23 protein-coding genes and 1 pseudogene are annotated in these 25,578 nt (G+C 68.6%); 2 read left to right on the top strand and 22 right to left on the bottom strand.

The annotated features are described in order from the left end of the window. Positions 1 to 42 precede the first annotated feature (42 nt). The gene (locus tag Asi03nite_RS15305; RefSeq protein ID WP_203680357.1) at positions 43 to 1,281 is read left to right on the top strand and encodes an erythromycin esterase family protein; all 1,239 of its coding nucleotides are present in this window, start codon (positions 43 to 45) and stop codon (positions 1,279 to 1,281) included. A 127-nt stretch (positions 1,282 to 1,408) separates the two neighbouring features. Here the strand turns inward: Asi03nite_RS15305 and Asi03nite_RS38910 are convergent, their stop codons facing one another. The 17 genes and pseudogenes from Asi03nite_RS38910 to Asi03nite_RS15225 form a co-directional block, all read right to left on the bottom strand. Further along, positions 1,409 to 1,978, bottom strand: a complete 570-nt coding sequence (locus Asi03nite_RS38910; protein WP_373872116.1) for a GNAT family N-acetyltransferase — start codon at positions 1,976 to 1,978, stop codon at positions 1,409 to 1,411. 12 nt (positions 1,979 to 1,990) lie between these two features. Then, positions 1,991 to 3,793 (bottom strand): annotated as a pseudogene (locus Asi03nite_RS15300) (penicillin acylase family protein); the annotation flags it as partial. Then, positions 3,790 to 5,991, bottom strand: a complete 2,202-nt coding sequence (locus Asi03nite_RS15295) for a GNAT family N-acetyltransferase (protein WP_203680353.1) — start codon at positions 5,989 to 5,991, stop codon at positions 3,790 to 3,792. The pseudogene Asi03nite_RS15300 and the gene Asi03nite_RS15295, both read right to left, overlap by 4 nt. Next, positions 5,988 to 7,271, bottom strand: a complete 1,284-nt coding sequence (locus Asi03nite_RS15290; RefSeq protein ID WP_203680351.1) for a lysine N(6)-hydroxylase/L-ornithine N(5)-oxygenase family protein — start codon at positions 7,269 to 7,271, stop codon at positions 5,988 to 5,990. Before Asi03nite_RS15290 ends, Asi03nite_RS15295 begins: the two co-directional genes overlap by 4 nt. Continuing rightward, positions 7,271 to 8,740: a pyridoxal phosphate-dependent decarboxylase family protein gene (locus Asi03nite_RS15285; protein ID WP_239102700.1), complete on the bottom strand. Its 1,470-nt coding sequence runs from the start codon at positions 8,738 to 8,740 to the stop codon at positions 7,271 to 7,273. Before Asi03nite_RS15285 ends, Asi03nite_RS15290 begins: the two co-directional genes overlap by 1 nt. A 658-nt stretch (positions 8,741 to 9,398) precedes the next feature. Then, positions 9,399 to 9,827, bottom strand: a complete 429-nt coding sequence (locus Asi03nite_RS15280; protein WP_203680347.1) for a hypothetical protein — start codon at positions 9,825 to 9,827, stop codon at positions 9,399 to 9,401. A 367-nt stretch (positions 9,828 to 10,194) separates the two neighbouring features. Continuing rightward, positions 10,195 to 10,785 carry a DUF4360 domain-containing protein gene (locus tag Asi03nite_RS15275; RefSeq protein ID WP_203680345.1) on the bottom strand — a complete coding sequence of 197 codons (591 nt, stop codon included), beginning with the start codon at positions 10,783 to 10,785 and terminating at the stop codon, positions 10,195 to 10,197. A gap of 117 nt (positions 10,786 to 10,902) precedes the next feature. Continuing rightward, entirely contained in the window at positions 10,903 to 11,496 is a 594-nt protein-coding gene (locus Asi03nite_RS15270; RefSeq protein WP_203680343.1) for a DUF4360 domain-containing protein, read from the bottom strand. A 31-nt stretch (positions 11,497 to 11,527) separates the two neighbouring features. Further along, on the bottom strand, positions 11,528 to 12,115 hold the full coding sequence (locus Asi03nite_RS15265) for a DUF4360 domain-containing protein (protein WP_203680341.1): 588 nt from the start codon (positions 12,113 to 12,115) through the stop codon (positions 11,528 to 11,530). 227 nt (positions 12,116 to 12,342) lie between these two features. Further along, on the bottom strand, positions 12,343 to 12,582 hold the full coding sequence (locus tag Asi03nite_RS15260) for a hypothetical protein (RefSeq protein ID WP_203680340.1): 240 nt from the start codon (positions 12,580 to 12,582) through the stop codon (positions 12,343 to 12,345). A 197-nt stretch (positions 12,583 to 12,779) separates the two neighbouring features. Further along, positions 12,780 to 13,196 carry a hypothetical protein gene (locus Asi03nite_RS15255; RefSeq protein ID WP_203680339.1) on the bottom strand — a complete coding sequence of 139 codons (417 nt, stop codon included), beginning with the start codon at positions 13,194 to 13,196 and terminating at the stop codon, positions 12,780 to 12,782. A gap of 241 nt (positions 13,197 to 13,437) precedes the next feature. After that, positions 13,438 to 15,339, bottom strand: coding sequence for a KedN5 family methylcobalamin-dependent radical SAM C-methyltransferase (locus Asi03nite_RS15250; RefSeq protein ID WP_203680338.1), 1,902 nt, complete (start codon positions 15,337 to 15,339; stop codon positions 13,438 to 13,440). A gap of 31 nt (positions 15,340 to 15,370) precedes the next feature. Then, the gene (locus Asi03nite_RS15245; protein ID WP_203680337.1) at positions 15,371 to 15,979 is read right to left on the bottom strand and encodes a LysE/ArgO family amino acid transporter; all 609 of its coding nucleotides are present in this window, start codon (positions 15,977 to 15,979) and stop codon (positions 15,371 to 15,373) included. Between the two features lie 36 nt (positions 15,980 to 16,015). Then, entirely contained in the window at positions 16,016 to 16,783 is a 768-nt protein-coding gene (locus Asi03nite_RS15240) for a B3/B4 domain-containing protein (protein WP_203680336.1), read from the bottom strand. 552 nt (positions 16,784 to 17,335) lie between these two features. After that, a complete protein-coding gene (locus tag Asi03nite_RS15235; RefSeq protein ID WP_203680334.1) occupies positions 17,336 to 17,797 on the bottom strand; it encodes an SRPBCC domain-containing protein in 462 nt (153 codons plus the stop codon). Positions 17,798 to 17,806: 9 nt separating this feature from the next. Then, positions 17,807 to 18,454 carry a dihydrofolate reductase family protein gene (locus Asi03nite_RS15230; protein WP_203680333.1) on the bottom strand — a complete coding sequence of 216 codons (648 nt, stop codon included), beginning with the start codon at positions 18,452 to 18,454 and terminating at the stop codon, positions 17,807 to 17,809. A gap of 1 nt (position 18,455) precedes the next feature. Further along, positions 18,456 to 18,794 carry an ArsR/SmtB family transcription factor gene (locus Asi03nite_RS15225; protein ID WP_203680332.1) on the bottom strand — a complete coding sequence of 113 codons (339 nt, stop codon included), beginning with the start codon at positions 18,792 to 18,794 and terminating at the stop codon, positions 18,456 to 18,458. A 234-nt stretch (positions 18,795 to 19,028) separates the two neighbouring features. Here Asi03nite_RS15225 and Asi03nite_RS15220 point away from each other — a divergent pair, with 234 nt between their 5' ends. Further along, positions 19,029 to 19,835 (top strand): SAM-dependent methyltransferase, encoded by an 807-nt coding sequence (locus tag Asi03nite_RS15220; protein WP_203680331.1) that lies wholly within the window; start codon positions 19,029 to 19,031, stop codon positions 19,833 to 19,835. 179 nt (positions 19,836 to 20,014) lie between these two features. Here the strand turns inward: Asi03nite_RS15220 and Asi03nite_RS15215 are convergent, their stop codons facing one another. From Asi03nite_RS15215 to Asi03nite_RS15195, 5 genes are read right to left on the bottom strand one after another with little or no spacing between them, the layout of a single operon-like run. Further along, positions 20,015 to 21,364 carry a sensor histidine kinase gene (locus Asi03nite_RS15215; RefSeq protein WP_203680330.1) on the bottom strand — a complete coding sequence of 450 codons (1,350 nt, stop codon included), beginning with the start codon at positions 21,362 to 21,364 and terminating at the stop codon, positions 20,015 to 20,017. After that, on the bottom strand, positions 21,361 to 22,017 hold the full coding sequence (locus Asi03nite_RS15210; protein ID WP_239102698.1) for a response regulator transcription factor: 657 nt from the start codon (positions 22,015 to 22,017) through the stop codon (positions 21,361 to 21,363). The genes Asi03nite_RS15215 and Asi03nite_RS15210 overlap by 4 nt, the downstream gene beginning before the upstream one ends. Positions 22,018 to 22,070: 53 nt before the next feature. Further along, on the bottom strand, positions 22,071 to 23,330 hold the full coding sequence (locus Asi03nite_RS15205; protein WP_203680329.1) for a cation:proton antiporter: 1,260 nt from the start codon (positions 23,328 to 23,330) through the stop codon (positions 22,071 to 22,073). Beyond that, positions 23,327 to 24,589: a cytochrome P450 gene (locus Asi03nite_RS15200; protein WP_203680328.1), complete on the bottom strand. Its 1,263-nt coding sequence runs from the start codon at positions 24,587 to 24,589 to the stop codon at positions 23,327 to 23,329. The genes Asi03nite_RS15205 and Asi03nite_RS15200 overlap by 4 nt, the downstream gene beginning before the upstream one ends. After that, positions 24,586 to 25,578, bottom strand: coding sequence for an alpha-hydroxy acid oxidase (locus Asi03nite_RS15195; RefSeq protein ID WP_203680326.1), 993 nt, complete (start codon positions 25,576 to 25,578; stop codon positions 24,586 to 24,588). Before Asi03nite_RS15195 ends, Asi03nite_RS15200 begins: the two co-directional genes overlap by 4 nt.

Raw genomic sequence — 25,578 nt, 5'->3', positions numbered from 1 at the left:
TAGCCGCCATGCCCTTCGAACAGAGAGTCGAGTGCTCCAGTCATGACTTCGCTCACCGGCACCGTCACTTTGAACACCTTGGATCCGTTCGATCCACAGCTTTCCGATCTTGAGCCGCTCCGAGGTGCGCTTGCCGACGCCCGTGTCGTCGGGGTCGGCGAGGGTGCTCACTTCGTCGTGGAGTTCACGCTCGCCCGCGCTCGCCTGGTGCGATACCTCGTGGAAGAGTGCGGCTTCACCACCCTGGCGTTCGAATGCGGCCACGCAGAAGCCGCCGCCATCAATCCGTGGTTGGCAGGTGAAGGTGACGACGCCGGCCTGCCGCAGCTCGTAGGGCCTCTGACCGTAGGCGTGTTCGGGCAGTTGCTGCGCTGGCTACGCGACTACAACCGCAGCCGTCCGAAGCCACTGCAGGTCATCGGTATCGACTTGCCCAACACGCTGACCTTGAACTCGGATCTCGCGCGGGCGGACGCCTACTTGGCCGGCGTCGATCCGTCAGCCTCCGCTGCGTTGAACGACATATTGCCCTTGGCCGGGCGCATCACCGGCAGCTCAGCCGTCCTGTCCGCACATCAGTGGGGCGCCCTCGGCACCGCTGAACAAGACGCTCTCACCGCCGGCCTCGCCCGGTTGTCCCTGCGGCTACAGACCATGGAACCGATTTACATCGAGCAGACAGGCCTTGACGCCTACACAACCGCACGCCGGTGCCTCAACGCAGCCGTCCACACCGATTACCAACTGCGCGCCATGAACGCCTTCTTCGCAGGTAGCGGCGCCCCTTGCGACCCGTCGCTCCGCGAGCGCCACATGGCGGCATCGGTGCAGGACCTCGCCGCTACGACCGTGGACGCCCGCATCATCGTCATGGCGCACAACAACCACATTCAGAAAACCACCGCGATCTTCGACGGCGAACTCACAGCACTGCCCATGGGCTACTACCTCGCCCGCAACCTCGGAAGCGGCTACCGCACCATCGCGCTCACGCATACGGGAAGGCACGTGCCGGAGATGGCCTTCCCCGCCGAGGATTCACCGGTGGGTTTCACTCTGGAAGAAGTCGGCCTGCCCACGCCCCCAGACGGCAGCATCGAGAAAGCTCTTCTGAACGCCGGTCTTGGCACCTCGCCGACCTTGACCGACCTCCACGTCTCTACGCCACCGTTCAGCCACATCCGCTCACAAAGCGTCGTTATGGACGCCGATCTCGGCCAAGCCTTTGACCTGGTTCTGGCCAGCCCGGCTGCAACGCGCGACGACACAGTCAGCTTCTGATACTGAACTCGAGTCGGTCGTCGCCGTGGTGGAGGACCTGGCTGCCGGGGCGATGGCGCTGCGCGCGGGGCGTGCGCGGTCGCCGCCCGGGGCCCGGCCGGCCACCACGGCGGTGAGAACGCCGCCACTACCTCCCGGCGGCCTCGAAACGTACCCGGTCGAGGAAGGTCAGCTGGGCCCTCTTGTGGCCTAGGTCGATCTCCGGGCCCAGGGTGAAACCCTCCCGCTGGAGGCGGCTGATCATGCGGTCGTTGCGGACGTCCGGTTCGGCGATGATGCGTGCGCGGGCCGGGTCCGCCGCGAAGAGGCGCCGGAGCAGGGCCGGGAAGACGGCGCTGGTCAGGTGTGGCAGATCGCGGCCCTCGGCGTCGATCAGCAGGTGCAGGCCGAAGTCACCGGGCTGCACGTCGTAGCACTCGCCGACCGGGTCGAGTGACGGCTCGTACGTCTGGAAGATCCCGATCGGGCCGTCGTCGAGCAGCAGCAGGTAGGCGTGGTGGCTCTCCAGGCTGTCGACGTAACCGTAGATCTCCTCGACGTCGGCGACCGAGTGCTCGCCCATGCCCCAGAACCGGTTGCGCTCCTTGGTCACCCAGCCGTGCACGACCGGGGCGTGCGCGGCCGGATCGAGCGGAACCATGGTGAGCTCGCCCAGGCCGGGCAGCTTCTCCGCGAAGACGATCAAGCGCTCCTCCATGAGGTCCTCCCAGTCGGTGACCAGCGGGACGAGCGCCCCCTCCGCCCAGAGCGGGAGCTGGTCGAGGAAGTGTGGCGACGCGGGGTCGTCGGACGCGCCGAACGGTACGACCCACCGACTACGCCGCCGGTCTGCGAGGTCCCAGACATAGCGGGCGACCGGCCCGCGCCAGCACAGGTCACTGACCCCGGGAATGCTGGACGTGTTGAGCACGCAGCCGGCCGAGCCACCGAGCCGGACCTCCGGCACGTCGACGTGCAGCCCGGGCAGCTGAAGCGGGTGCAGCAGATGCCGCGCACCCCAGAAAGAATCCGGCAAACCGGGCAGGGGGGAAGCTGAGGCCGAAGGGGCCGGCGCGGCGGCGAGGGCCACCGGATCGAGGCCGAGCCCGGCGAGCACCCCGTCGAGAGCAAGCCCGATCCGCGCACGGGGATCGGTCCACGGCGCGAACAGCGGATCATGACCGGAAGGCGAGAAGAGCGGCCCCAACGCGGGAAGGTCGCACAACCCACGGGCGACGGCCGACCGCTCGGCCATCCGGCGCCCGGCCTCGGCGGAGTCGGCGGGGAGCGCGGTGTCCATGTGGATCGACTCGTGCGGCACCCCGGATTCGAGCAGCTCGTGGATCCGGCGGGCGCGGGCGGGCGGTGCGAAGTCCACGCCGTACGGCTCGGTGTCGGGCCGCCGGTCGTTGGCGTTGACGGCGGTAGTCACCTCGGCACGGAACATCGGCGCCCACTCCGGCCGCCACGCGTAGCGGGCCTCCCAGGCGGGGACCGGCACGATCCGGTTGCGCTCGTCGCGCTGCGGCACCCGGCCGACGGTGAGCTGCAGGGTGCGGCCGGTGCTGTCGGCGGTGAGGACGCTGTTGACCGGTTCGACCCAGCGGGACAGGGCGTCGGCCACATCGTCGACGGTGGACGCGTGCAGCAGCGGCAACAGGGCGTCGAAACCAAGGTCGAATGCGGACAACGATGGCGTACGAAGACTCAGGTTTCCATCGATGACCGGCCCTCGTGCGGTCTCCAGGACATCGACCACGACCGGGAGTTCGTCCCGTACGACAATCGTCTCCTGGTGGGTGACCACCGGCTCCCAGCCGCTCGCGCCGCGAGCCTCGAACCCGTCCCCGGTCGCGCGCAGCTCCTCGATGTAGAGGTCCTGGTAATCGGCCATCGCGTTGGTGACGGCCCAGGCCACCGATCCGGCGTGGCCGAAGTGCTGCACGCCGGGGACGCCCGGGAAGGTCAGCCCGGCCACGTCGAAGGCCGGGCAGGCGAGCCGGATCTGCTGGTAGACGCCGGGCAGTTCGAGGAGCCGGTGCGGGTCGCCGGCGATCTCGCCCGGAATCGTCCAGGCGTTGCTGCCGGAGCCGCCCGGCCCCTCGTTGGCGAACCACGCGGCGGCGTCCGGGCCGAGGGTCCGCTCGACGTGCGCCCGCCACATCTTGTTGCCGAACGTCCCGAACAGAACGTGCTGCACCTGAAAAACGCCGAGCGACGACCAGGGCTGCCACTCGATGCCACCAGCGCGGACACCCGCCGCGTACGCCCGCAGCCACCGCTGGGTCGCATCGTCCAGATCGGCGAATGACCGTCGCGCCGTCTCGTCGAGCCGTACCCGTCGCGCGAACCGGTCCCACCCCACCTCGGCGGCCCCGGCGACGGAGGCGAGACGCCCCTCGGAGCGGAGCCGCTCGACGGTGATCTGACGGCCCCGGTCGGTGGCGGTCACCCGCCCCTGCAGCCAGGCGAGGTCGAGGACCGAGCCGGCGCGCAGGTGCGGGATCCCGTAGGCGTCGCGGTAGACCCTCATGCCGCGATCGGGTTGTCCAGCTCACCCGCGAAGATCAGCGAGCTGGCCTGATCGGTGAGGTCCACCATCTGCAGCGTGTTGCGCAGCTGGAGCCGGTTCAGGCAGGAGTGCCGGAACGTGGGCCGCAGCAGGTCGAGCCGCCCGCCGAGTGACGGGTGGTCCTTGGCGTGCTCGCGGATGCAGTCGCCGGTGAGCGCCCAGAACTCGGCGGCGCTGAGCACCCCGTCCGAGTCGAGGATCCCGGCGAGGTGCCGCAGGAACCCGTCGAACACGTCGGTGAAGACCGCCAGTTCCTTGATCTCGTCGCTGACGTCGATGCGGATCCGCTCGACCTCGGGCGGCAGCGGCTGGTCGTTCATGACCGCCACCTCCTCGCCGATGTCCTTCATGAACACGCGGACAGGTACGTGGTTCTCGAGCACGAGGATCAGGTTCTCGCCGTGCGGCATGAACGCCAGATCGTGCTTGAGCAGGCAGTGCACGATCGGCCGCAGGTAGGCGCGCAGGTAGGTCGCCACCCACGCCGCCGGTGCCACGCCGGACTCGCGGATCAGGGCGGCGGCCAGCGAGTTGCCGGCGCGGTCGCGGTGCAGCAGGCTGGCCATGGTGGCGAGCCGCTCGCCCTCGGCGAGGCGCGGGAGCGGGCTCTCCCGCCACAGGGCGGCGAGCATCTTGGTGTACGCGCTGGGCGTCCCGGTCCGGTGATAGGCGTCGCCGATGTACCCGATCGACGCCAGCTCCCGCAGCACGCCGAATCCGCAGGCGCGCAACTCCTCGTCACCCTCCACGACCCGCGCGACCCAGTCGTTGATCGGCGGCGTGGCCTGCATGTACTTCGGCGACAGCCCGCGCAGGAAGCCCATGTTCTGCACGGCGATCGCGGTCTTGACGTAGTGGCGTTCCGGCCGGTCCAGGTTGAAGAACGTCCGGATCGACTGCTGTGCCTGATAACGATCAGGTCCGGCGTCGAGCGGGACGATCGCCCTGCGGGCCACGTCGGGTGCGAACGTGACGGTGACCTTGTGCTCCCACTGCCACGGGTGCACCGGCAGGTAGCGGTACTCGGCCGGGTCCAGCCCGTGGCCACGGAGTTGCTGCTCGAAACGGTCCAGCAGGTCGCCCAGCTCGGCCCGGTAATGGTCGCGCTCGTCACCGGAGTACACGAAGATGCTCTGGTCCTTTCGGATGGCGACCCACCGCAAGCGGACCGGCCGCCCGGACTCCGGGGTGTAGGCCTCGTGATCGGAGAGCCCGTAACCGATGCGCCCGTTGTTGGCCACGAACCCGGGGTGCCCCTCGGTCATGGCCGCCTCGATGGTCTGGAAGCTCGCGTGCGCCAGGTCCTCGGCGTTCTCCCGGCGATGCGCGTACTTCCAGGCGCTGCCGGCCAGCGTCGCGGAGATCTCCTCGAGGTACGTGCCGAGCAGCTTCTCCGGGATGCCGAGCGTCTCGCGTAGGCGAGCGATGAAGTCGAGCGCGTCGAGCGGCCCGTCCAGCGACTCGGGGTCGATCACCCAGTGCTCGAGCGGGTAGCGCTTCGCGGTGAACGTGTTCTCGCCGAATCGGTACCTGTTTTGAGGAGGGTCATAGAGGGGCGTAATCAGGCGCTCGTGGCTGAACTCGGCGATGGCCTTCGCGATCAGCCGCCGGTGCGCGAACTCGATGGCCTCCGGTCGCAGGTGCGGGACGCTCATCGCGTACGCCGTGCGGGTGCAGAAGCTGAGTCGGCCGGTCTTGCCGTGCAGCGGCACGTCGCGTTCCGGCACGAACCCGACCTCGGCGTTCTTGCGCTGGATGGCGTCGTTGCGGACGTCCGGCTCGACGACGACCCGCTCGATCCGCGGATCGGCGAAGCAGAAGTCCATGACGGCCCGCATCACCGCGGAGGTGACCCCGGAGCGTTTGCGGGTCGGCGGCGCGACGAGCACGTGCATGCCGATGTCACCGGGCTGTACGGGGTAGTGCGGAGCCAGCTCGCTGTGCGCCGGGTCGTAGGTCTCGGCGAGGAACAGCGGGGCATCGTCGTCGTCCAGCCCGAGCCACACGTCGTAGTGCGGGTTGTCCAGGAAGCCCTGGTACTCCTCGCGCACCCGCTCCACGGTGGCGCCCTGCAGGCCCCAGTAGTGCGCACGGGGATGTGTCACCCAGGCGAAGAGAAGATCGAGATCACGATCAAGATTCAGCGGTACGAGTCTCACGATGTCACCAGTGCCTTGGGGATGTCGGCCGTGGGGGCCCCGAACTGCTGGAAGGCGATCGACTCCTCGACCTGGTAGATCTCACGCCCGGTGATACCCCGCAGGATCACGCTGTTGCGGTAGGCGCCCATGCCCAGGTCGGGGTCGGTCACGCTGTGCGTGTGCTCGGCCGCGTTCTGGACGAAGATCTCGTCACCCTCGCGGTCGACGGCGTAGTCGACGGTGACGTCGAACCGGCCGCGGGCGTCCCAGCTGATCCGATCACGGACCGGGTCCAGGAAGGACGGCACCCGTGGGGCGTAGCCGGTGGCCAGCACGAGTCCCCGGGTGGTGGCCGTGAACGAGCTACCCTCCTCCTGGTGCTCCAGCGCCAGCGTCCAGCGCTCGCCGTCCCAGATCACGCCGGAAAGGGCTGTGCCGGTGAGCAGTGTCGTGGACACCGGCCCGGCCAGGCTCTTGGTGTAGAGCGTGTCGTAGATGGTGTCGACCAGGTCGCCGCTGATGCCCTTGTAAAGGTTGCGCTGCTCACGGCCGAGCCGGTCGCGTGTCTCCAGCGGCAGGCGCTGGTGGTACCGGATGTACTCCGGCGAGGTCATCTCGAGCGTGAGCTTGGTGTACTCCATCGGGAAGAACCGCGGGGAGCGGGTGATCCAGCTCAGGTGGTAGCCGTACGTCCCGATGTCGTTGAGAAGATCGAGGTAGATCTCAGCGGCACTCTGCCCGCTGCCGATAATCGTGATCGAGTCGAGCTGCTGGAGCTCGGCCTTCTTGGGCAGGTAGTCGGCGCTGTGCAGGAACGGCCCCTGGTCCACGACGGCCGGGATACGCGGCGCCGTGCCGATGCCGAGCACCAGCTTGCGGGCCCGGAACGTCTCACCGTTCGTGTGCACCAGGTAGGCCTCGCCGTCGTGGGTGACGGTGTCGACGCGGGTGTTCCACCTGACCGACGACAGCTGCCGGGCCACCCACTTGCAGTACTCGTTGTACTCGGCGCGCAGCGGGTAGAAGCTCTCCCGGATGTAGAACGGATAGAGCCGGCCGACCTGCTTGAGATAGTTGAGGAACGAGAAGCGCGAGGTCGGATCGGCCATCGTGACCAGGTCGGCCATGAACGGCACCTGGATCGTCACGCCGTCGATCATCAGACCGGGATGCCAGTCGAACTCGGCCCGCTGCTCCAGGAAGATTCCGTCGACGTCGGTGAGGTCCTCGGTGAGCGCGGCCAGTCCCAGGTTGAACGGGCCGACGCCGATCGCGGCGAAGTCGTACGTGCCGCGCATCAGGCCATCACCGCCGCGGCCTCGTCGCGCTCGCCGGTCATCTCGGCGCCGATCCCGCGGATCAGGTCCAGCACGCTGCGCAGATCGTCCATCGTGGTGTTCGGGTTGAGCAGGGTGAACTTGAGCCAGTAGTGTCCGCCGATGGTGGTGCCGGCGACGATCGCCCGGCCGCCGTAGAACAGCCGCTGGCGCAGCCGCGGCATCAGGTCGTCGCACTCGGCGACGGTCGTGCCGGACGGCCGGTACCGGAACAGCACCGTGCTCAGCGTCGGCGCGGCCACCGCCTCGAAGTCCGGGTCGTCGCAGATCTCCAGGTAGACCTCGTGCGCCCGGTCGATGACGGCGTCGAACATGGCACCGATCTGCTCGGCGCCCATGGTCCGCAGCGTCATCCACAACTTCAGCGCGTCGAAGCGGCGGGTGGTCTGCAGGCTCTTGTCGACCTGATTCGGCACGGCGGCGGTGCGCGGGTTCAGGTAGTCGGCGTGCACCGCGATCCGGCGCATCGTCTCGCCCCGGCGCACCACGATCGCGCTGGAACTGACCGGCTGGAAGTAGCTCTTGTGGAAATCGACGGTCACCGAGTCAGCCCGCTCGATGCCGTCCAGCAGGTTCCGGCGGCGCGAGACGAGTAGACCGCAGCCGTACGCTGCGTCGACGTGGAACCAGATGCCCCGGCTCTCGCAGATCGCCGCGATGGCGTCGACCGGGTCGATGCGGCCCAGGTCGGTGGTGCCGGCGGTGGCGACGACGGCCATCGGGATCCCGCCGTCGCGGCGCACGTCGTCGATGGCGGCGGCGAGCGCCTCCGGGTCCATCCGGCCGGTGCCGTCGGTGGCCACACCGACCACCGCGTCGGCGGCCATGCCGAGGATGCCGGCCGACTTGCTGACGCTGAAGTGGCTCTCGGTGGTGGCGAAGATCCGTAGCTTCGGGATCGCGGTGGCCCGGTCCCCGACCGGACCGGCCAGGGTCTCCTCGCGGGCCAGCAGCAGGGCCTGCAAGTTGGACTGGGTGCCGCCGCTGGTGAAGATACCGTCGGCGCCCGGGCCGAAGCCGATCCGCCCGGCCGTCCAGTCGATCAGGCGGCGCTCGATGAGGGTGCCCGCGGTGCTCTGGTCCCAGGTGTCCACCGAGGAGTTCACCGCGGAGATCAGTACCTCCGCGCTGAGCGCGGGGATGGCGACCGGGCAGTTGAGGTGGGCGACGTAGGCGGGCTCATGGAACCAGACGGCGTTGTCCAGGTAGAGCCGGGCGACTTCGTGCAATGCCGCACCGGTGTCACCGAGGGGCCGGTCGAGGTCGACGGTGTCGACCTGTTCCTGCAACTCGGCGACGCCTGCGCCGGAGTACGGCTGCCGCACTGCCTTCACCCGGTCGGCGAGCAGCGCCGACGCGTGCCACACACCGGCCGTGTAACCGTCCAGGGTGGAGCCGGAAAACAGATGTGGGGAATCGGACCGCTCCAACGGGGCCTCCAATAAGGTAAACCTTACCTAACTAGAGGGGGAGGCTAGCCTTCCGGGCATGGGAAGGAAACTTGGCCCGCACGCCGTGGGACGCTCTGACACTGGGCCCACAGGCCCTCGGGCGCGGCGCTACCTGCGCATGTCCTCGTGAGGAGCACTTCGACGACCGCCGAGTGACAATTGCCACATACTGCACGAAGCGCACTCTTTCAGAGTGCGCTTCATCGATGTAGAAGATCAGAACGAGACGGCGTGATGCCGCCGGCGGCGCGGGACTCCATCATGCACCAGCGACTCCTGGGCCAACGCGTCGTCGGAGGGAAGGCGTACGCCCGGCCGTCGACCATGTTGCTGTGGGACCAGCGGGCCGCGGCACGCCGGCCGACGGCGGCAGGACGGGAACGACCACGCCCCGCGATCCGTGCCGGGTTGGCAGGCGTTGGCTCACCAGGTTCTCCCGGCGGTCCCGGAGTGAAGCCGAACGGCGATCACCGGAACCAGGGTGGCGCTCTGCCCGTTGGTGGAGGTCCTGGCAGGCGCTACGGCCGACGCGGAACCGGGCGGCCGGTCAGCGGTGACCCATCGACCGGCAACGGTGCCGCGGACAGCCTGTCGCCCGGCGGGCTGTAGGGGACGCCGGGCGACAGCGCTGAGCGGGTCAGGAAATCAGTTTGATGTCGAAGCCGACGAACGTGGTGCCGGTCGCGCTGTAGGTGGCGACGTTGCTGCTCGACGGGTCGAACTGGACGAAGCCGTGGCCCTGCCCGGACGTGCCCAGGACGGCCGAACCGTACGGCGTGACCGCCAGCGCGTCGGACGGCACACCTATCTCGGACAGGGGTGGGCTGGTCCGGGTCTGGTCGATCGGATAATTGCCGCTGTTCCAGTCGGCGGTGTGCCAGTTGCCGTCGTCGCCGCTGAGCCACTGCACCTGGAACGAGAACACGTACCCGCCGTTGTTGACCACCGAGATCTTCGAGACGGGCTGCAGCGCCGCATGTGCCGCGACGGTCGGCAGCGCGCTGAACATCAGGATGGCGACGGCCGCCAGAATGCCCAGACGCCGGCGCGGGTTGCGGTGTTTCATGAGATCCTCCTTGAGAAAGTATGACTATTCGGAACAGGGTGCGATTCTTTTCGAATGGGCTGCGAGCCGATGATTCTGAGGGCAGGCCCGCATCTTCGCCGACCACGGCCGCAAGCGACGTACCTGGATATCGGTAGAGAGCGCCGGAGCCGCATTGCTGCCGCGGCCAGGATTTCTCGGCGATCTCCCTCAAGAAGAAATACACCCTGGCATACAAAATAACGAAGGCCGTCCTGCCCTGCCAGGGAACCGCTGGTATTTGCGGCCGGCACCGCTCAGGCAGGCCGCCCCATCGAATTCACCAGACCATTGAGCACGAGCTCCGTGACCATCGGGTCGCAATGCCGGCGCGTACCTGGTCCCCGGCTCAGCATCGCCGCCACTTCGGGGGGCCGAAGGTCGTCGCCACCAGGCGAGCGGTGTTCGCCGGGCTTCCGGCGACGCGCACCGTTTCAGCGATGGACAGGTTCACCGATGTCCCGCACGGGGCCCACGCCGCCGGGCGGGGGACGGCGCTGGTGTTCCAGGTGCGGTTCTGCGGGCCCGTCACTTTCTTGGTGTCGCGCACGGTCCATTCGAGGCCGGTGAACCACATGGCCGTCGAAAGGGTCGCGGTTGCAGACTCGTCGAGGGTGACGGTGGCCTGATTGGCCACTGAGGGGATCAGATAGGTCCATCCGACCGGAGTCGCCACGCTGACGAAGAGGACGCAGCTCTTGTAGTCGCTGCCCGATACCGAAAAACCGCGATATCGCACCGTAACGGCCCCGGACGGCAGTACGAGCGCGTCGACGGGCGGCTTGGTGGTGGTATCGCGGCGGCAGCCGCTACCGTTCGCGCTGAGCAGCTTCACGGTGAGCTGCGGTTGGGGCCGCGGTGGCAGGGGACTTGCCGAGGTGGACGGCACGAAAAGGGAAGCGCCGACGAGCGCCAACACGATGATCTTCAATCCGGACATGGGTACTCCTTGGCTTGTATCGCGGCGCTTGCCGGACAGCTCCCCAGCGGAGATTTTGGTGGCGAGAAACCGGCCGGCCACAGGGAGCCCTGTTGCCGGCCGATAGGTGTTCGCATGTCAGCACGTCTTCCAGGTCAGGTTGAAAATCGTCGACTCCTGAGAATCGGTGTCGATGAGCTCGGCGGAACTCGAGGCTTTCCCGTTCACCCGCAGCGTGTTGTTGACGTTCAGGTCCAACGACTTGTTGCACGGCGCGTAGATGAGGGTGCCGGTGTTGCTCGTCGTGGTCCAGAGGTTGGTATCCGGACCGCTGAGCGAATTGGTGGCCGACGCGTTCCACGGGCTTCCGGTGAACCACGCGTTCATCTGCAACCTGGCCGAGGACTGATAGTCCAGATCAGGCGTCACCCGGTTGACCACCGAGGTCACCGCATAGGTCCAGCCCTGGGGTACGCTGAGCCGGACCGACACCTTGCAGCTCTTGTAGTCGTTGCCGTACACGCGGAACGCGCTGTAGGACAGACTGAACGCGGTGTTGTCCGCGGTGGACTGAGCGGAGGTGGTGTCCTTGGGGCAGCCACTGCCGAAGGCGCCCAGGACCTTGAGGGTGATCTCGGGCGCCCCCGTCGGCACCGCCTGAGCCGCCGTCGGGAGAAGCGGCCCGAGCAACGCTCCCGCGAGGACCGCCGCCGCCTTCTTCGTACGGGACATGAGAAACTCCTATTAAGTAGTGTTGCCGGAATCAGCAGTTCTTCCATTTCAGAAGAAAAGTGGTTGATACGCGGGCGTCCTGCGCGAACAACTCCATCGAGCTCGTCGTGGGTCCGGCGACCCGCAGCGTGGTGTTGAGAATCAAGTTGGCCGACGCGCCGCAGGGGGCGAAGATTTGCGCGCTGGCGGTGCTGTCCGTCTGCCAGAAGTCGTCGTACGGCCCTTTGACCGTCTGGTCCGCGCGCAGGGTCCACGGGAAACCGGTGAACCAGGAGTTCATGGTAATCCGGCCGGACGCGCTATTTCCGAGAACGCCGTAGCCGCGATTGATGACCTCGTACACCGAATATGTCCAGCCCGCAGGAATGCTGACTTCGATCACGACATTACAGTTTTTGTAGCTGCCGCCGGTCACCTTGAACTGGCTGAAACTCACGGAGAACGCCGTGTTGTCCGGTACGCCGGTGGTGACGCTCGAAGAGGCCGGGCAACCGCTGCCGTTGGCTCCCTTGACCTTCAGCGTGACGACGGGATCCACCACTCGCGCCCGCGCATGCGCCTGCGCCGAGGGGATCAGCGACACGATCAGCGATACTCCGAGGGCTGCGGCCGCCATCATGCGCCTCAACCTGAACATGGGACCCTCTCATTCACATCTTTCGCGCGGGAATAGCAAAACCGCCGGACATTTTGCTGTCTCGCCACCGGATGCGGTGCTCCCGCGTAATGAGGTGGTAACGGCAAACGCGGCCGCCCGCCCGGATGGGCGCCCTGCGGAGCCACGTCAACCTGTCACTGCCAGCGCGGCCTGTGGGAAAGATGAATGACAGGCCGCTTGTTGGCTGCTCAGGCAGTCCGGTGATCTTGTGAATGATCCGGCGGTTCAGACTGGCACACCGGCCGGATCGCACCGTCGAGCCTACCCATGCCGTCGCCCGATGGGGTGCGAATGACAACGACTGCCTGAAAGGCGGATTTTCTGTTGTATTTGGTGACCTGAAGCAGCGGGTCGACGTAGAGTTCGATCGCCGCCGCCGCCTCGTCGTAGGGTGCTCCGACGACGAGTCGCAAGCCGAGCCATTCCACGCCGCGACCGCCCACATGGAACTCGGCGTGTGGTCTGCCGGTCGACCGGGGAGTACGCCCGAGCGTTCAGCTACCTGCGCATACTGAAACAGACCTGGTCTACGCTCGATCCTGGCTGCACCGCAACAGCATCGACGCGGCCGTCTCCAGGCGGGACCTTCGTAAGGTCGGCGTCGCCCTGATCTCGATCATGGACGTTACGCAAGACGCCCGAGGACTTCGAGCGGTGCACTTCTCCTACCTCGACGGCGGCCGCCAACAGTACGCGTTCGGCCTGCCGAATCTGACCGGCCGGTGTTGCCACATGCGGGTACGGCGGTGCTCGATGACTGCGACGCGGGTGCATAACCGGCGGCGGCGAGCCAGCTGGCGGTCAGCGTGACGAGCAGGTTGGCGGTGATCCTGGCGCGGGCGCGGCCCAGCGTGATGAGCACGTCGGCGATCGGGGCGCGCACGCGGGCAGCCAGTGCCGGGAGCGGACGCGATGCCCGGCGGCCGGAACCGGGCGAAGTGCTGTGGAGGATCGCCACCCCAGATCCGCGCTGGTCCAGCAGCGCGGTGGCCGGGCCGGGGGCCACGTCGTGCAGGCGCAGTACGCCCCACACGCTGGCCATGCTCGGCCATCCCTGCCCCGCCGTCACCGCTGTCACAGCGGGAAAAGGCGACAGCCCGAAGACGGGCTCATCGCCCTCACCCCGCAACGAAACCCGGCGTCTGCTGGCACACCTGATCACCATCCGCCGCACCCGCGACTTCATCAATCGATGGTCACGATGGCGTCGCCGACACCAGCACAGAGCCAGAACCAGCCACTACCGGCGAAGACTCCACCTCACGGGGAGCGCTGCTGTCGTACTAGGCGTACAGATCAGGGACGTTGGTGGCTGGTTCGAGTCGTACGGCATGGGCGAAGTAGTGTGCTCCCGTCTCGTGGTTGTCCAGGTGCTGGTAGAAGCCGCGAGTGCTGCGGAACTCGTACGTGACCGGGGTTCGGTCGGGCGGATCGACGGTCCCGGACGCGAGCCGATCGAAGACCTCGACCATGGGGTAGGGGAAGCTCACCGGATCACTGACGTACTCGTCGCCGTCCACCCGCCAGCCCGCGGGCAGTGGTGCGCCGGGCGGCTGGTAGACGGGGCGGCTCCAGCGTTCGAACGTGTAAACGTACCGGCCCGCCTCGGCCCAGCCGTCCGGGAAGCGACCCACCACCTCGGTGTTCCACCAGCGCTCGATCTCCTCGCCCAGAGCGGGGTCGCTGTACAGCATCCGATGGCCCGCCGCGACCGCCGGTGACTCGGCGATGACGGGGATCGACTCGCGGAAGGCGACGACCGGCTCGCGGACGGACGCGTCGATCCACTCCAGGAGGCTGTGGATCACCTGCGACTGTGTCAATCCCGCGAGCCGGCGCGCCGGATGCCACAGCCGCTTGAAGTACTGGTTCTCGCCCAGGATCCGGGCGAGGTACATGAAGCGTTGCATGCTGAGGTTCTCGGTGAAGGTCGAGGACCGGTTCGCGAGCACATACTCGAAGTCGTCGTTCTGACCCCGCAAGGTGACGAAGCCGTGCAGCTCACGCTGTTCGCTGTAGGCGGTGTTGGGTAGCAGCAGCAGCGGGTACACGGCGATGCGCGGCACCTTCTCGGCGAGCCGGTCGTACCCGGTGAAGAACGACTTCGTGGTCTCGCCCGGAGCGCCCCAGATGAGCTCGACGAAGGCTTCCATCTTCTCCTCGGCGAGCCAGTCGGCCAGTTCGCTCCACTGGTTCAGTTTCATGTTGCGTCGCTGCATGTCGGCGAGCGCCTCGTCGGACAGCGTCTGAAGAGCCAGCGTGAACGAGCTTTTGAAGCCGTGGTCCCTGAGGGTCCGGACGATGTGGTGGAAGCGCTGGGACTTGTTCTTGGCCCAGTTCGCCTCCAGGGCCGTGGGATAGCCGTACTTGGCGTTGGTGCGCAGGAGATCTTCGGTGAACTCCTCGTCCGCCTCGAGCATCCCGAAGTTCGCATCGCACAGAAACACCGTCGGGACGTTGTGGAAGCCGAAGAGGTCCAGTTCCGCGGCGAGCCGCTCGCGGGAGAAGGAGCGTACCCGTTGGCCGGTGGCGCCACCCCAGTAGCAGAACGAGCACTTGTACGGGCAGCCGCGATTCGTCTCGAGCAACGCGAACTCGTACGGAAAATGGCCGTCGTGGTCGAGCAGCGGGATCGCACCGGTGAGGAACGGCGACGGTATGACGTCCAGGTTGTCGATCCGTTCCCGGTCAGGTGTGCTGACGCAGGAGCCGTCCGGCGCTCTGAACGACAGGCCGGCGATGTCGGACAGGCGTGGTTGGCGGCGGTCGGCGAGAACGGCGCCGACCAGGTCGCGGAAGGTGAGCTCGCCTTCGCCGTTGACTACGATGTCGACCGACGGATGTTCGCGGAAGACGCGTTCGCCCTGCTGGCTGACGTGGTTTCCGCCGAACACGGCAAGCCCGCCGGGCTTGAGCTGCTTGTACAACTCGGCGAGGCAGGCAAAATTGCGGTAATTCCAGCCCAACACCGAGAAGGCGAGAATGTCGGGTACGTCGTCGGCGAAGATCCGGCGGGCCATGTCGGTGACGGACCATCCGCCACGGAGGTTGTGGATCCGGACTTCTGTTTCAGGGCCGAGGTCGGTGTCGGCCTCCACCACCGCTTTCAGGTAACCCGCGGCCAGTGGCATGGAGTCAATCGGAAGGTCCCAGGCACTTTGTTGGACCAGACCAATCTTTATCATGGTCGTGTACCTCCGTGGGGGGAAGGGCTGGTCAACCGTGGAGCGCCTCCATTGCGAAGAGCGCGGCGAAGACCAGCAGCAGCGTTCCGGATATGCGATCGATCCATTGCCGGCGGCGGGACGTCAGCCACGGCCGCAGCGCGGAGGCACCGATCGCGAGGGCGAGGAACCAGATCCAGGAGGCGCTGACGGTCCCGGCCGCGAACACCGGTCGGTCATCGGGTGTCTGCGCGGCGATCGCCACGCCGAGCAGGCCGACCACGTCGAGCACCGCATGGGGATTCAGAACGGACGCCGATGCACATTGGGCGACCACCGTTGGCCAGCGCATGATTGTCGGACGCGCGTGATCCAGTTCTTCGTATGTGGTGCGGAAGGACTTGATGCCGAGATAGGTGAGGAAAACGGCCCCGCCGATCAGGAGAACCGTTTCCAATCCGGGTACGGCGTTGAGCGCGGCGGCGGCACCGGCACCACCCAGTGCGATGAGTACGGTGTCGCAAACCCCGGCCGCCCCGACGGCGACCAGGACCCTCGGCATGCCGAATGTGAAACCCTGATTGACAAGAAATATGTTCTGCGGCCCGATAGGAGTGATCATGGCGAGTCCGAGAAGCAATCCCGTCAGATAGCTATCCACGCAAAGACCCCGTTGTTGTTGTCCTTTCGGTGTGAATCAGAAGCTGGGCTTCCAGTTGATCTCGACGACGGCGTGCGGGTCGAATGCGTAGAGTTCGATAGCGCGAGCGTGTGGAGCCACCAGTCCGGCCAGCTCCCGCTGCGCACGGGCGAGTGTCTCCGGCGGGATGGTGGGCACGATGCCCTCGAGTAAGAGAATGGCGTCCACCGTGTCGGCGGTGACCTTGGTGTTGTCTGCGTCGCGGTGATTCCAGTGCCGGGTCAGCACCTGGGCTCCGTCGGCGTAGACCACCTCGCCGTCGACCGGCTGCTCCCGCTCGTCCGGCTTTCCCAGCGGGATGTGCACGTCCCCGGGTCGCGCGAACCGCAGCGTGAAGCTTTCGCGGATCCGACTCAGATCGTATCCACCGGTCGGCAGCGTGTAGCGCAGGGAAATCAGGTTGCAGGCGTCGACGAGTGGCGAGATCCGCGGCAGCCGTCCCGCCTTGGCCAGTCGACGACTCAACGCGTCCACGGCGGGTCGCATCCGCCGCGGATTGGTACCGAAACTGCGCAGCAGATCATGCCAGGCGACGATGGCGGGATCGTCCTGTTGGGGCAATTGCCGAGCACCGTTGCGCACGTCTGATTCGAAGGCGCTCAAGGCGGCGTCGATTTCCGGCCAGGGCTCCCCGTTGCGCAGCCCGCAGACCAGGATTGCCGCAGTCCGGCAGGCTGGATAGCGTTCGGCGATATCCGGCGCCACCACCAGTCGGAGGTTGCGCTCGCCACGATCAATATCGGTCGTGGCCGCTAACCCAGTCATCCCTTTCCCCCGTCCCCCGTATGGCGCGATCCGTCGATGACCGAAACCACCTTATCCGGCCACTGGCCGACGTCAAGAATGGCGGTCCGGATAGATCATCGGGATCTACCCAGGAGAGTCGCTCTTGCTCAGCAAACGTCGTTCTGCCATGGGAAGCATGAGCGAAATGAGTGTTTTTCACCTGTCATCGGCGAGGACGGTCCGCAGCCACTCCGGCGCGACCTGTCGGGTAGCTGCGGTGGCACCGGCGCGTACGCGGCAGGCGCGGCCTACCGGCGGCAGGCCCGCGCCTGTACCGCCGGGCCGCGAGCGGGCCGGTGAGCACCCGGACGCCTACGCCGACGGGTCGGTGCCGAAGCCGCGGTCACCGCCCGGCGCGCCGGGTTCCTGGCGGACCGTCGGGTGCGCGCAAGTCGATCGACAGGCAGCCGGCCATGCCGGCGGCGACGGCTCGTGGCGTCCGGGCCAGCCCTTTCTTGCTTTCCTTCGGCCCGGAAGCGGCCGACTCCGGTGTACCTCAGAACGACAGAGCGGAAAAGCTACGAAGATGCGTCACGCGAGATGGCCGCCCAGAGCATCGAGCAGGCCCCGGCTGCCTTTCTCGCGGTTCGGCCCGTCGGCCCAGAACTGGTCGAAGAAGACACCGTGCTCGACGTGCGTGAACCGGGTGCCCTCGTCGATCGGCTCGAACTCGAGCGACGCCACCGAGGTCGACATGTGGATCCCGTCGAGCCACATGTCGTACGTCGTGACGATGCGGACGTGTTCGACGATGTCGGTGTACGTGGCCTCGTAGCGTGAGAGCGGACCGTCGTGGAATTTGCCCTCGGCGACGTCGCGTCCGCCGACGCGGAAGTCGAAGGCCCATTCGCGGGGCTCGATGGCGTCACCGGCGCCCCACCAGGCCCGCTTCTGCTGCTCGTCGGCGAACGCGTCCCAGACGCGCTCGAGCGGAATGGGGTAGTCGCGGGTCAGAGTGAACCCGGCACGGGCGAGGCGGCGTTCGATCGTCATCTGTGGGCCCTATCGCGTGAAGGTGACGTGGATCGTGCCGCTCTCGGCCACTTCCGTCGTCACCTTGTGGGTGAGGTCGAGGCCGCGCAGGTCGTCCCACAGTCGGGTGCCCCGGCCGAGCAGGACAGGGGCGATCATGACGTGCAAGTGGTCTACCAGACCGGCGCGCAGGAAGGCTCGGGCGGTGCTGACGCCGCCGCCGATGCGTACGTCCAAGCCGCCTGCGGCCTCGGTCGCCTCGGCGAGCACGTCCTCGACCGCGGTGTTGCGGAAGTGGAACGTCGTTCCGCCTTTCATCGGGATGGGCGGACGCGGTGCGGTGTGGGTGAGGACGTAGACCGGCGTTCCGAACGGCGGCTGGTCATCCCACCAGCCCTTCCAATCGGGGTCGTCAGGGAACGCGTGCAGGCCGAACATAGCCGCGCCCATGATCTCGGCGCCGATGCCGTCGAAGTGCGCGGCGACGTAAGAGTCGTCGATGCCGGTTGTGCCGGCGCCGCTGGTGTCGCCGAGGACACGTTCGTGGAACGTGCGAGTGGCGGCGTAGGCCGCCGTGAGGCGCCCCCAGTCTTCTCCCATCGGATTGTCGGAGGTGCCGCCGGTCGTCGAGGCGTAGCCGTCCAGCGAGGCGAACATGTCGATGCGAACGCGGGTCATGTCAGGTGTCCTTCGGTTTGGTCCGGGTCAGGTGGATGCCGAGCTGGTCGGCCTGGCGTTCTGCGGGGGTTCGTTGCTCGTCGAGCCACAGGTGCAGCACGTCGAAGGCGCCGGGCCGCAAGCTGACGGTCCGGACGCGTCCGTGCTTCTGCGACGTGACCAGTCCCGCGTCCTCGAGGACGCGCAGGTGCTGCATGAGCGACGGCAAGGCCATCGAGAACGGCGCGGCGAGTTCGGACACGACGGCCGGGGATCTCGCCAGCCGTTCCACGACGGCCCTGCGCGTCGGATCCGCGAGTGCGCGGAGCACGGCGTCGATCTCGCCGTGATACTTAGGCACGCACCTTACTATCGTTGTCGGGCAGCATGGTGTCAACCGGCCAAGCAGCGCGGCGTCCGCACCGGCCGCAAACGCGCCTACCGCCGAGCAAGCGCGGCAGCTGCGCGAGCGCATCGCCGCCGGCGGGAAGAAGCCTGGATGTCGAGCTAGCGCCACGTCGCATCAGGACCCGTCATTGTCCGCACCAGCCGCCCCCCTTGCGTCACCGCCCCTTCGGCGCGGAAGAATGCCCTCATGACCGAGGATCGAGGGCTCACCGAAGACGTCAAACTGGACACCACGGTTCCGCACTCGGCGCGGATCTGGAACTACTGGCTCGGCGGCAAGGACAACTTCGAGGTCGACCGGGCCGCCGGCGATGAGGTGATCGCCCACATCCCGGACATCCCTGTCGGGGCGAAGTCCGAGCGCGCGTTCCTCAAGCGCGTGGTCAGGTTCCTCGTCGAGGATGCCGGCATCCGTCAGTTCCTCGACGTCGGGACCGGGCTCCCCTCGGCGGACAACACCCACGAGGTCGCGCAGTCTCTCGACCCGCGCTGCCGGGTGGTTTACGTCGACAACGACCCGCTCGTCATGGTGCATGCGCGTGCGCTGCTGACCAGCACACCGGAAGGTGCCTGCGACTACGTCGAGGCCGACCTGCGGGAGCCGGAGACGATACTCGCGTCGGCCCGGCAGACGCTCGACTTCTCGCAGCCGATCGGGCTCATGCTTCTCGGCGTCGTCAACCACCTCATGGACGACGACGTGGCGTACAGCTCCGTCGCGCAGCTGGTCCGGGCGATGCCCGCCGGTAGCCACCTGGTGCTCACCCACTCCACAGCGGAGATCCACGGCGAGCCGATGCTGCGCGTGATGCGAGAGACCACCGAGCGCGGCGGCACTCCCATCCGCGCCAGAACGAAGGTGGAGCTCGAGCGCTTCTTCGACGGGTTGGATCTACTGGAGCCCGGCGTCGTTACGTGCTCGCGCTGGCGCCCCGACCCGCGGGCCGACGAGCCGGAGGTCTACCTGTTCGGCGGCGTCGGCCACATCGGCTGAGCTGAGTCTTCGGCCATCGAGTAAAGATCTGTCAGGTCGCGAGAAGGTGTCACGGACAGCGGGATCGAGACGCCCACCACCTGCCCGGCTTCATTGATCGCCGGTGCCGGCGAGCCGGAGCGCTGCGCCGAGGATCAGGCCGCCGATCACCGGGCCGAGGATCGGGCCGACCCGGATGATCAGCCTGCGGTTCGACCTGTTCCGGAACGAGCCGCTGATGACGCTGCGGGCGGTGCCGGAGGAGACGATCGACGGGATCGTCGACGCGTTGTGGCTGCCGCTGCTGGGTTGTCGGCCGGATCCCCGGCGAGCGGCAGGCGCACCGTGAAGGTCGCGCCCACCCCGCGGTGACCGTCGGCGGTGATCGTGCCGCCGTGGCTGGTGACCACCTCGCGCAGCAGCGCCAGGCCGAGGCCGAAGCGGCGCTCCCCGGCGCCGGCGCCGGGGCCGGCGCCGCGGTGGAACCGATCGAAGATCCGTTCCGCGTCGGCCGGGTCGAACCCGTCGCCGGTGTCGGCGACGACCAGCTCGGCCGTCCCGCGCCGGAACGCGCGGCTCGCCTCACCCCTGCGGACGGTGACCGTGACGTGCCCGTCCGAGGTGTGCGTGAGCGCGTTGTTGAGCAGCTCGCTCACCACCCGGCGCAGCGCGGACTCCACCCCGGTGACCGGCACCGGCCCCGGCGGTGTCCGCAGCGTGACCAGCGCCGGGCGCTCGGGGGCCCGCTCGATCTCCTCGGTGGCCAGCCGGGTCAGGTCCACCGGCCCGCCCGGCGGCAGGTGCACCGGGTCGGCGGCCAGCCGGGCGGAGAGCAGCAGCTCGTCGACGATCTCACCGAGCCGCCGGGTGGTGCCGACCAGCCGGTCCAGGTCGTGACTGTCCGCGCCGGCCTGCGCGGCGCGCCGGGCCAGCAACTGGGCCCGGGTGTGCACCTGCGCGATCGGGGTGCGCAGCTCGTGGCTGGCGTCGGCGACGAAGCGCCGCTGCCGGCCCAGCGCCTCGGCCAGCGGTGCGACCGCCCGGTGACCGACCATCACGGCGGTCAGGATCGCGGCGAGCAGCCCGGCCGCGGCCGCCAGCAGGAACGCGGTCAGCAGGTGCTGGCGGTCGGCGTTCTGGAAGCGGGCGTCGAACACCGCCTGCACGATGCTGCCCTCGCGGGGCTCGGTGCGCACCCAGTAGGTGGTGCCGTCGCGGTCGACCTGCCGGGTCTGCGCGGCGCCGGTGGCCACCACCCGGTCGACGTCCTCGCGCAGCGGGACACCCGGGGGAGCCGAGCGGTCGCCAGTCATCCAGGTGCCGTCGGCGGCGTACCGGAAGATCCAGCTGCAGGCCGGGGGACCGGCGATCACGCCTCTGCGTACGCCGTAGGCCAGCTCCCGGCCGATCTGCTGCTCCTGGCTGTGGCGCAGGACCTCGTACGAGATCGCGCCGGCCATCGCCAGCAGCACCCCGATCGCCAGTCCGACCAGGATCCCGATCCGCCACCGGGCCCGCCGCAGGGTCCGGACCTCCAGGGTCGCGGTCACAGGGCGCCCAGCCGGTAGCCGAGTCCGTGCACCGTCTGCACCACCGTGCGGCCCAGCTTGCGGCGCAGGTAGTAGACGTAGGTGTCGACTATCGACGCCGCCGCGGCCTCGTCGAAGACCCGGCTGCGCAGCGCCGCCCGCGGATGCACCGCACCGGGCCGCGCGGCGAGCACCCGGAGCAGCTCGAACTCGCGGGCGGACAGCGACACCCGGGTGCCGTCGGCGAGCACCGCGTCGCGGGCGGCCAGGTCGAGATGGCCGGCGCCGACACGCAGCGCCTCGGTGGCGTCCGCGGTGCGCCGGCACAGCGCCCGGATCCGCGCGCTCAGCTCGTCCAGGTCGAACGGCTTCGCCAGGTAGTCGTCGGCGCCGGCGTCCAGGCCGGCGATCCGGTCGTCGACCGTGCCGAGCGCGGTGAGCATCAGCGCCCGGGCGGCCACCGCCCTGGCCCGCAGCCGGGTGATCAGGTCCAGGCCGTCGAGCGCCGGCAACCGCCGGTCGATCACCAGCACGTCGTACGGGCGGGTCAGGCCCAGGTGCAGTCCGCGCTGGCCGTCGGGAGCCTGGTCGACGTGGTATCCCTCGTCGGCCAGGGTCTCGCTGACCATCTCCCGCAGATCGGTGTCGTCCTCGACCACAAGCAGTCGGCGCATGACATCGAAGATTTCATATGTCTTGGAGGTTGCGCCGATTCTTTGTGAAATTCTTAAGAAGTCACGAGATCCTTCCTGAAGTCCGGGCTGGGCGTCTGCGCCGACCGCTCCAGCCAGGACAGCAGCGGTGCCGTCATCAGCGTCGTGACCAGCGCGACCAGCACCAGCACGGTGAACAGCGACGAGTTCACGATTCCCGCCTCGAGACCGACGTTCAGCGCGATCAGCTGCATCAGCCCGCGGGCGTTCATCAGCGCCCCGACCCGCAGCGCCACCGCGTTCGGCTCCCCGCGCAGCCGGGCCGCGGCCCAGCAGGCCCCGAACTTGCCGACGATCGCGAGCACCACGCAGGCCGCCGCGAACAGCAGCACGCGCACGTCGCCGAGCAGCCCGAACTCGGTCCGCAGCCCGGAGAACGTGAAGAACAGCGGCAGGAAGACCGCCGACGCGACAGGTACCAGCGTGTCGATCACCCGGTCCGTCCGCTCGTCCCGCGGCATCACCACACCCAGAGCGAACGCGCCGAAGACCGCGTACAGGCCGATCTCGTCGGTGTACCAGGCGACCAGGAACAGCAGCGCCACCACGCCGAGCATCCGGGCCCGGTCGCCGAACCGCCGGTTGGTGATCAGCAGGCCGGTCACCCGCGCTCCGGCCAGCCACAGCACCAGCCCGAACAGCACCGTGCCGCCGGCCGTGACGAACGCCGGCCCGGCCTCGCCGGACCCGAACGCCAGCACCACGGCCAGCATGATCCACGCGATCCCGTCGTCGACCGCGCCACTGGCCAGCGAGAGCGAGCCGTGCCGGGTGCCGGCGATGCCCCGCTCGGTGATGATCCGGGCCAGCATCGGGAACGCGGTGATCGCCAGCGCCACGCCCACGAACACGGCGGTCACCCCGATGGAGACGCCCTCCACCCGGATCGGGGCCGCCCCCGCGGTGATCAGCACCAGCAGCACCCCGAGCACCAATGGCACGGTGACGCCGGCGACCGAGACGGCTCCCGCGGTGCCGGCCAGCCGGGTGACCCGGTGCGACTTGAACGCGTACCCGGTCTGGAACATGAACATCACCAGGCCGATCTGGCCGACCACGTAGAGCACCGGCAGCAGCGGCGCCGGGAACAGCGCCTCCTGCGCCTGCGGCAGGAGCAGGCCGAGCAGGGACGGGCCGAGCAGCACGCCGGCCAGCATCTCGCTCACCACCGGCGGCTGGCCGATCTTGCCGAGGAGCCAGGTGACCAGGCGGCAGAACAGGATGATCACCGCGACCGCGATGAAGAACCGCGGTGCGAGCTCGGTGGGGGTCACGGGCAGGCCTCCTCGAAGTAAGAGCCGCAGAGTCTCTGGCGACGGGCGTCGACGACCATCCAGGTGCCGAGGACCAGCTGCTTCACCGAACGGCCGGCGTCGGCGACGCGATCGGCGCGGCGCAGGGCGGCGAGCCGGGAGCTGCCCGGCCCCCGGTGACCGATCGGGGTCAGATAGGCCGGGCCACGGTTGGGCAGCGAGCGGGTGTGCGCGACGGACGACGCCAGGGTGAACCGGCGCAGCACCTCCCGGGTGGCGGCGCGCAGCATCACCGGGGCGGCGCCGCGCGCCGGGCAGGCCCGGTTCGCGGTGATCCCGTACGGGATGAAGTGCGCCTCCCGGCGTTTGAGCGTGCGCCAGCGGTCCGGGTCGAACTCGCCGTCCCCGGCCGGGCCGGTGCGCTGGAACGCCAGGTAGTTGAAGAGCAGCACCGAGCCGGCCGGCAGCGTGGTGTTCTCGTCGACGACGATCGGGGCGCTGGTGACGCGGTGCGCGATGCCGAACAGCGGATGGACCCGGAGCGTCTCGTCGATGAGCCGGTCGAGGTCGTCGTCCGACAGCCCTGGCGTTCCGTGTTGCGCGGCGCAGAGCAGGACGTGGGCCATCGCCTCGGACATCTGCACGACAGCGGTGTTGAAGAACGCGCCCTGCAGGTACCAGGCGGTCTCCTCGGCGGTGAACGGCAGGGTCACCGGGCACGTGCCCGCGTGGATCCGGTCCCGCAGATACCCGGTGAGGCGGTCGCGGCGCCTCATGTGCCGCAGGCTCAGGCCCTTCAGGGCGGTCACCACGTCGTTCGCGTTGTCCACGATGAGTTGCCGCGTCGCCGGCGGGCACGGCTCGTCCTCCTGGAAGACGAGCTCGTAGAAGACCTCCGCCCAGACCGGCATCATCAGATCGCGCAACCGGACCAGCGTCGTGCGGTCCGGCGGCAGCCCGTCCAGGATCCGCCGGGTCGCCGCGGTCGCCAGCTCGTCGCAGCGCTGGCCCGGCACCGCGAGAACCCTGCGGGTAGTCCGCGCGACCGTCTGATACCGATCACCCGGCTCCAGATGCTCCTGGTGCATCTGCGGACCGGGCGCCAGCCAGTACCAGAACAGGTCGGACAGCCCGGCCCCGCGGCTGCGCCCGTCCGCCGCCGGATGGCTGTAGATCCGCTCGAAATGCTCCGCGCCCACCAACGGACCCGGAACGGGGATCCCCTCCGTCCCGTTCACCCGCCGGAAGATCCACTCCCGGAGCCGGATCACCGCGTTCATCCGGCCACCGCCACCAGGTCGGGGGTCAGCTCGGCCGGTCGCTTCGCTCCGGCAAGCGCCATGGCATGGTCCAGGTCCGCGGTGAGCCGCTCCAATCGCCGCTGTACGCCCCGGGCGCCGCCCGCGGCGAGCGCCTCCAGCACCGGCCGTCCCACCAGCACCGCGTCCGCGCCCAGGGCCAGCGCGATCAACACGTCCGTGCCGCGCCGGATCCCGCCGTCCACCAGAACCGGGACCCGCCGGCCCACCGTCTCGGCGACCGCCGGCAGCGCGTCGATCGTGGCGATCGCCCCGTCCAGCTGCCGCCCGCCGTGATTGGAGACGATCACCCCGTCCATGCCGTGCTCCACGGCCAGTCGCGCGTCCGCCGGGTGCAGGATGCCCTTGACCAGGAGAGGCAGTCCGGTCACCTCGCGCAGCCGGGCCAGCCGGTCCCAGCCGAGCGTCGCGTCCATCTCGACGGTGCGTACCCGGCCGGTCGCGTCCCGCATGTTCTCGCAGGCCAGTCCGTCCGGCAGATCGGTGAACCGGTTGCGCAGGTCGCGCTCGCGGCGGCCGAAGACCGGGGAGTCCACCGTCACCACCAGCGCCCGGCAGCCGGCTGCCTCGGCCCGCTTCACCACCGCCGCGGTGAACGCCAGGTCCGGTTGCGGGTAGAGCTGGAACCACAGCGGGCCGCCGGCCGCGGCGATCGCCTCGACCGGTTGCGTCGCGGCCATGCTGACCACCATGACCGTGCCGGCCGCGGCCGCCCCCTCCGCGGTCGCGGCCTCCCCGCCCGGATGCGCCAGCAGGTGGAACGCGGTCGGCGCCACCAGCACCGGAGTGCTCAGCCCGGTGCCGAACAGGGTGGTGCGCAGGTCCCGCTCGCCGGTGGCGCGCAGCACCCGCGGCACGATCCGCAGCCGGTCGTACGCCGCGAGGTTGCCGCGCAGCGTCCGCTCCTCCCCGGCCCCACCCGCGAAGAAGTCGGCGTGCACGGGGTTCAC

This window comes from Actinoplanes siamensis (assembly GCF_016862395.1).
Lineage (GTDB): Bacteria > Actinomycetota > Actinomycetes > Mycobacteriales > Micromonosporaceae > Actinoplanes > Actinoplanes siamensis.
Note: the sequence above shows the minus strand (reverse complement) of the source record. Positions and strands in the feature narration are given on the sequence as shown.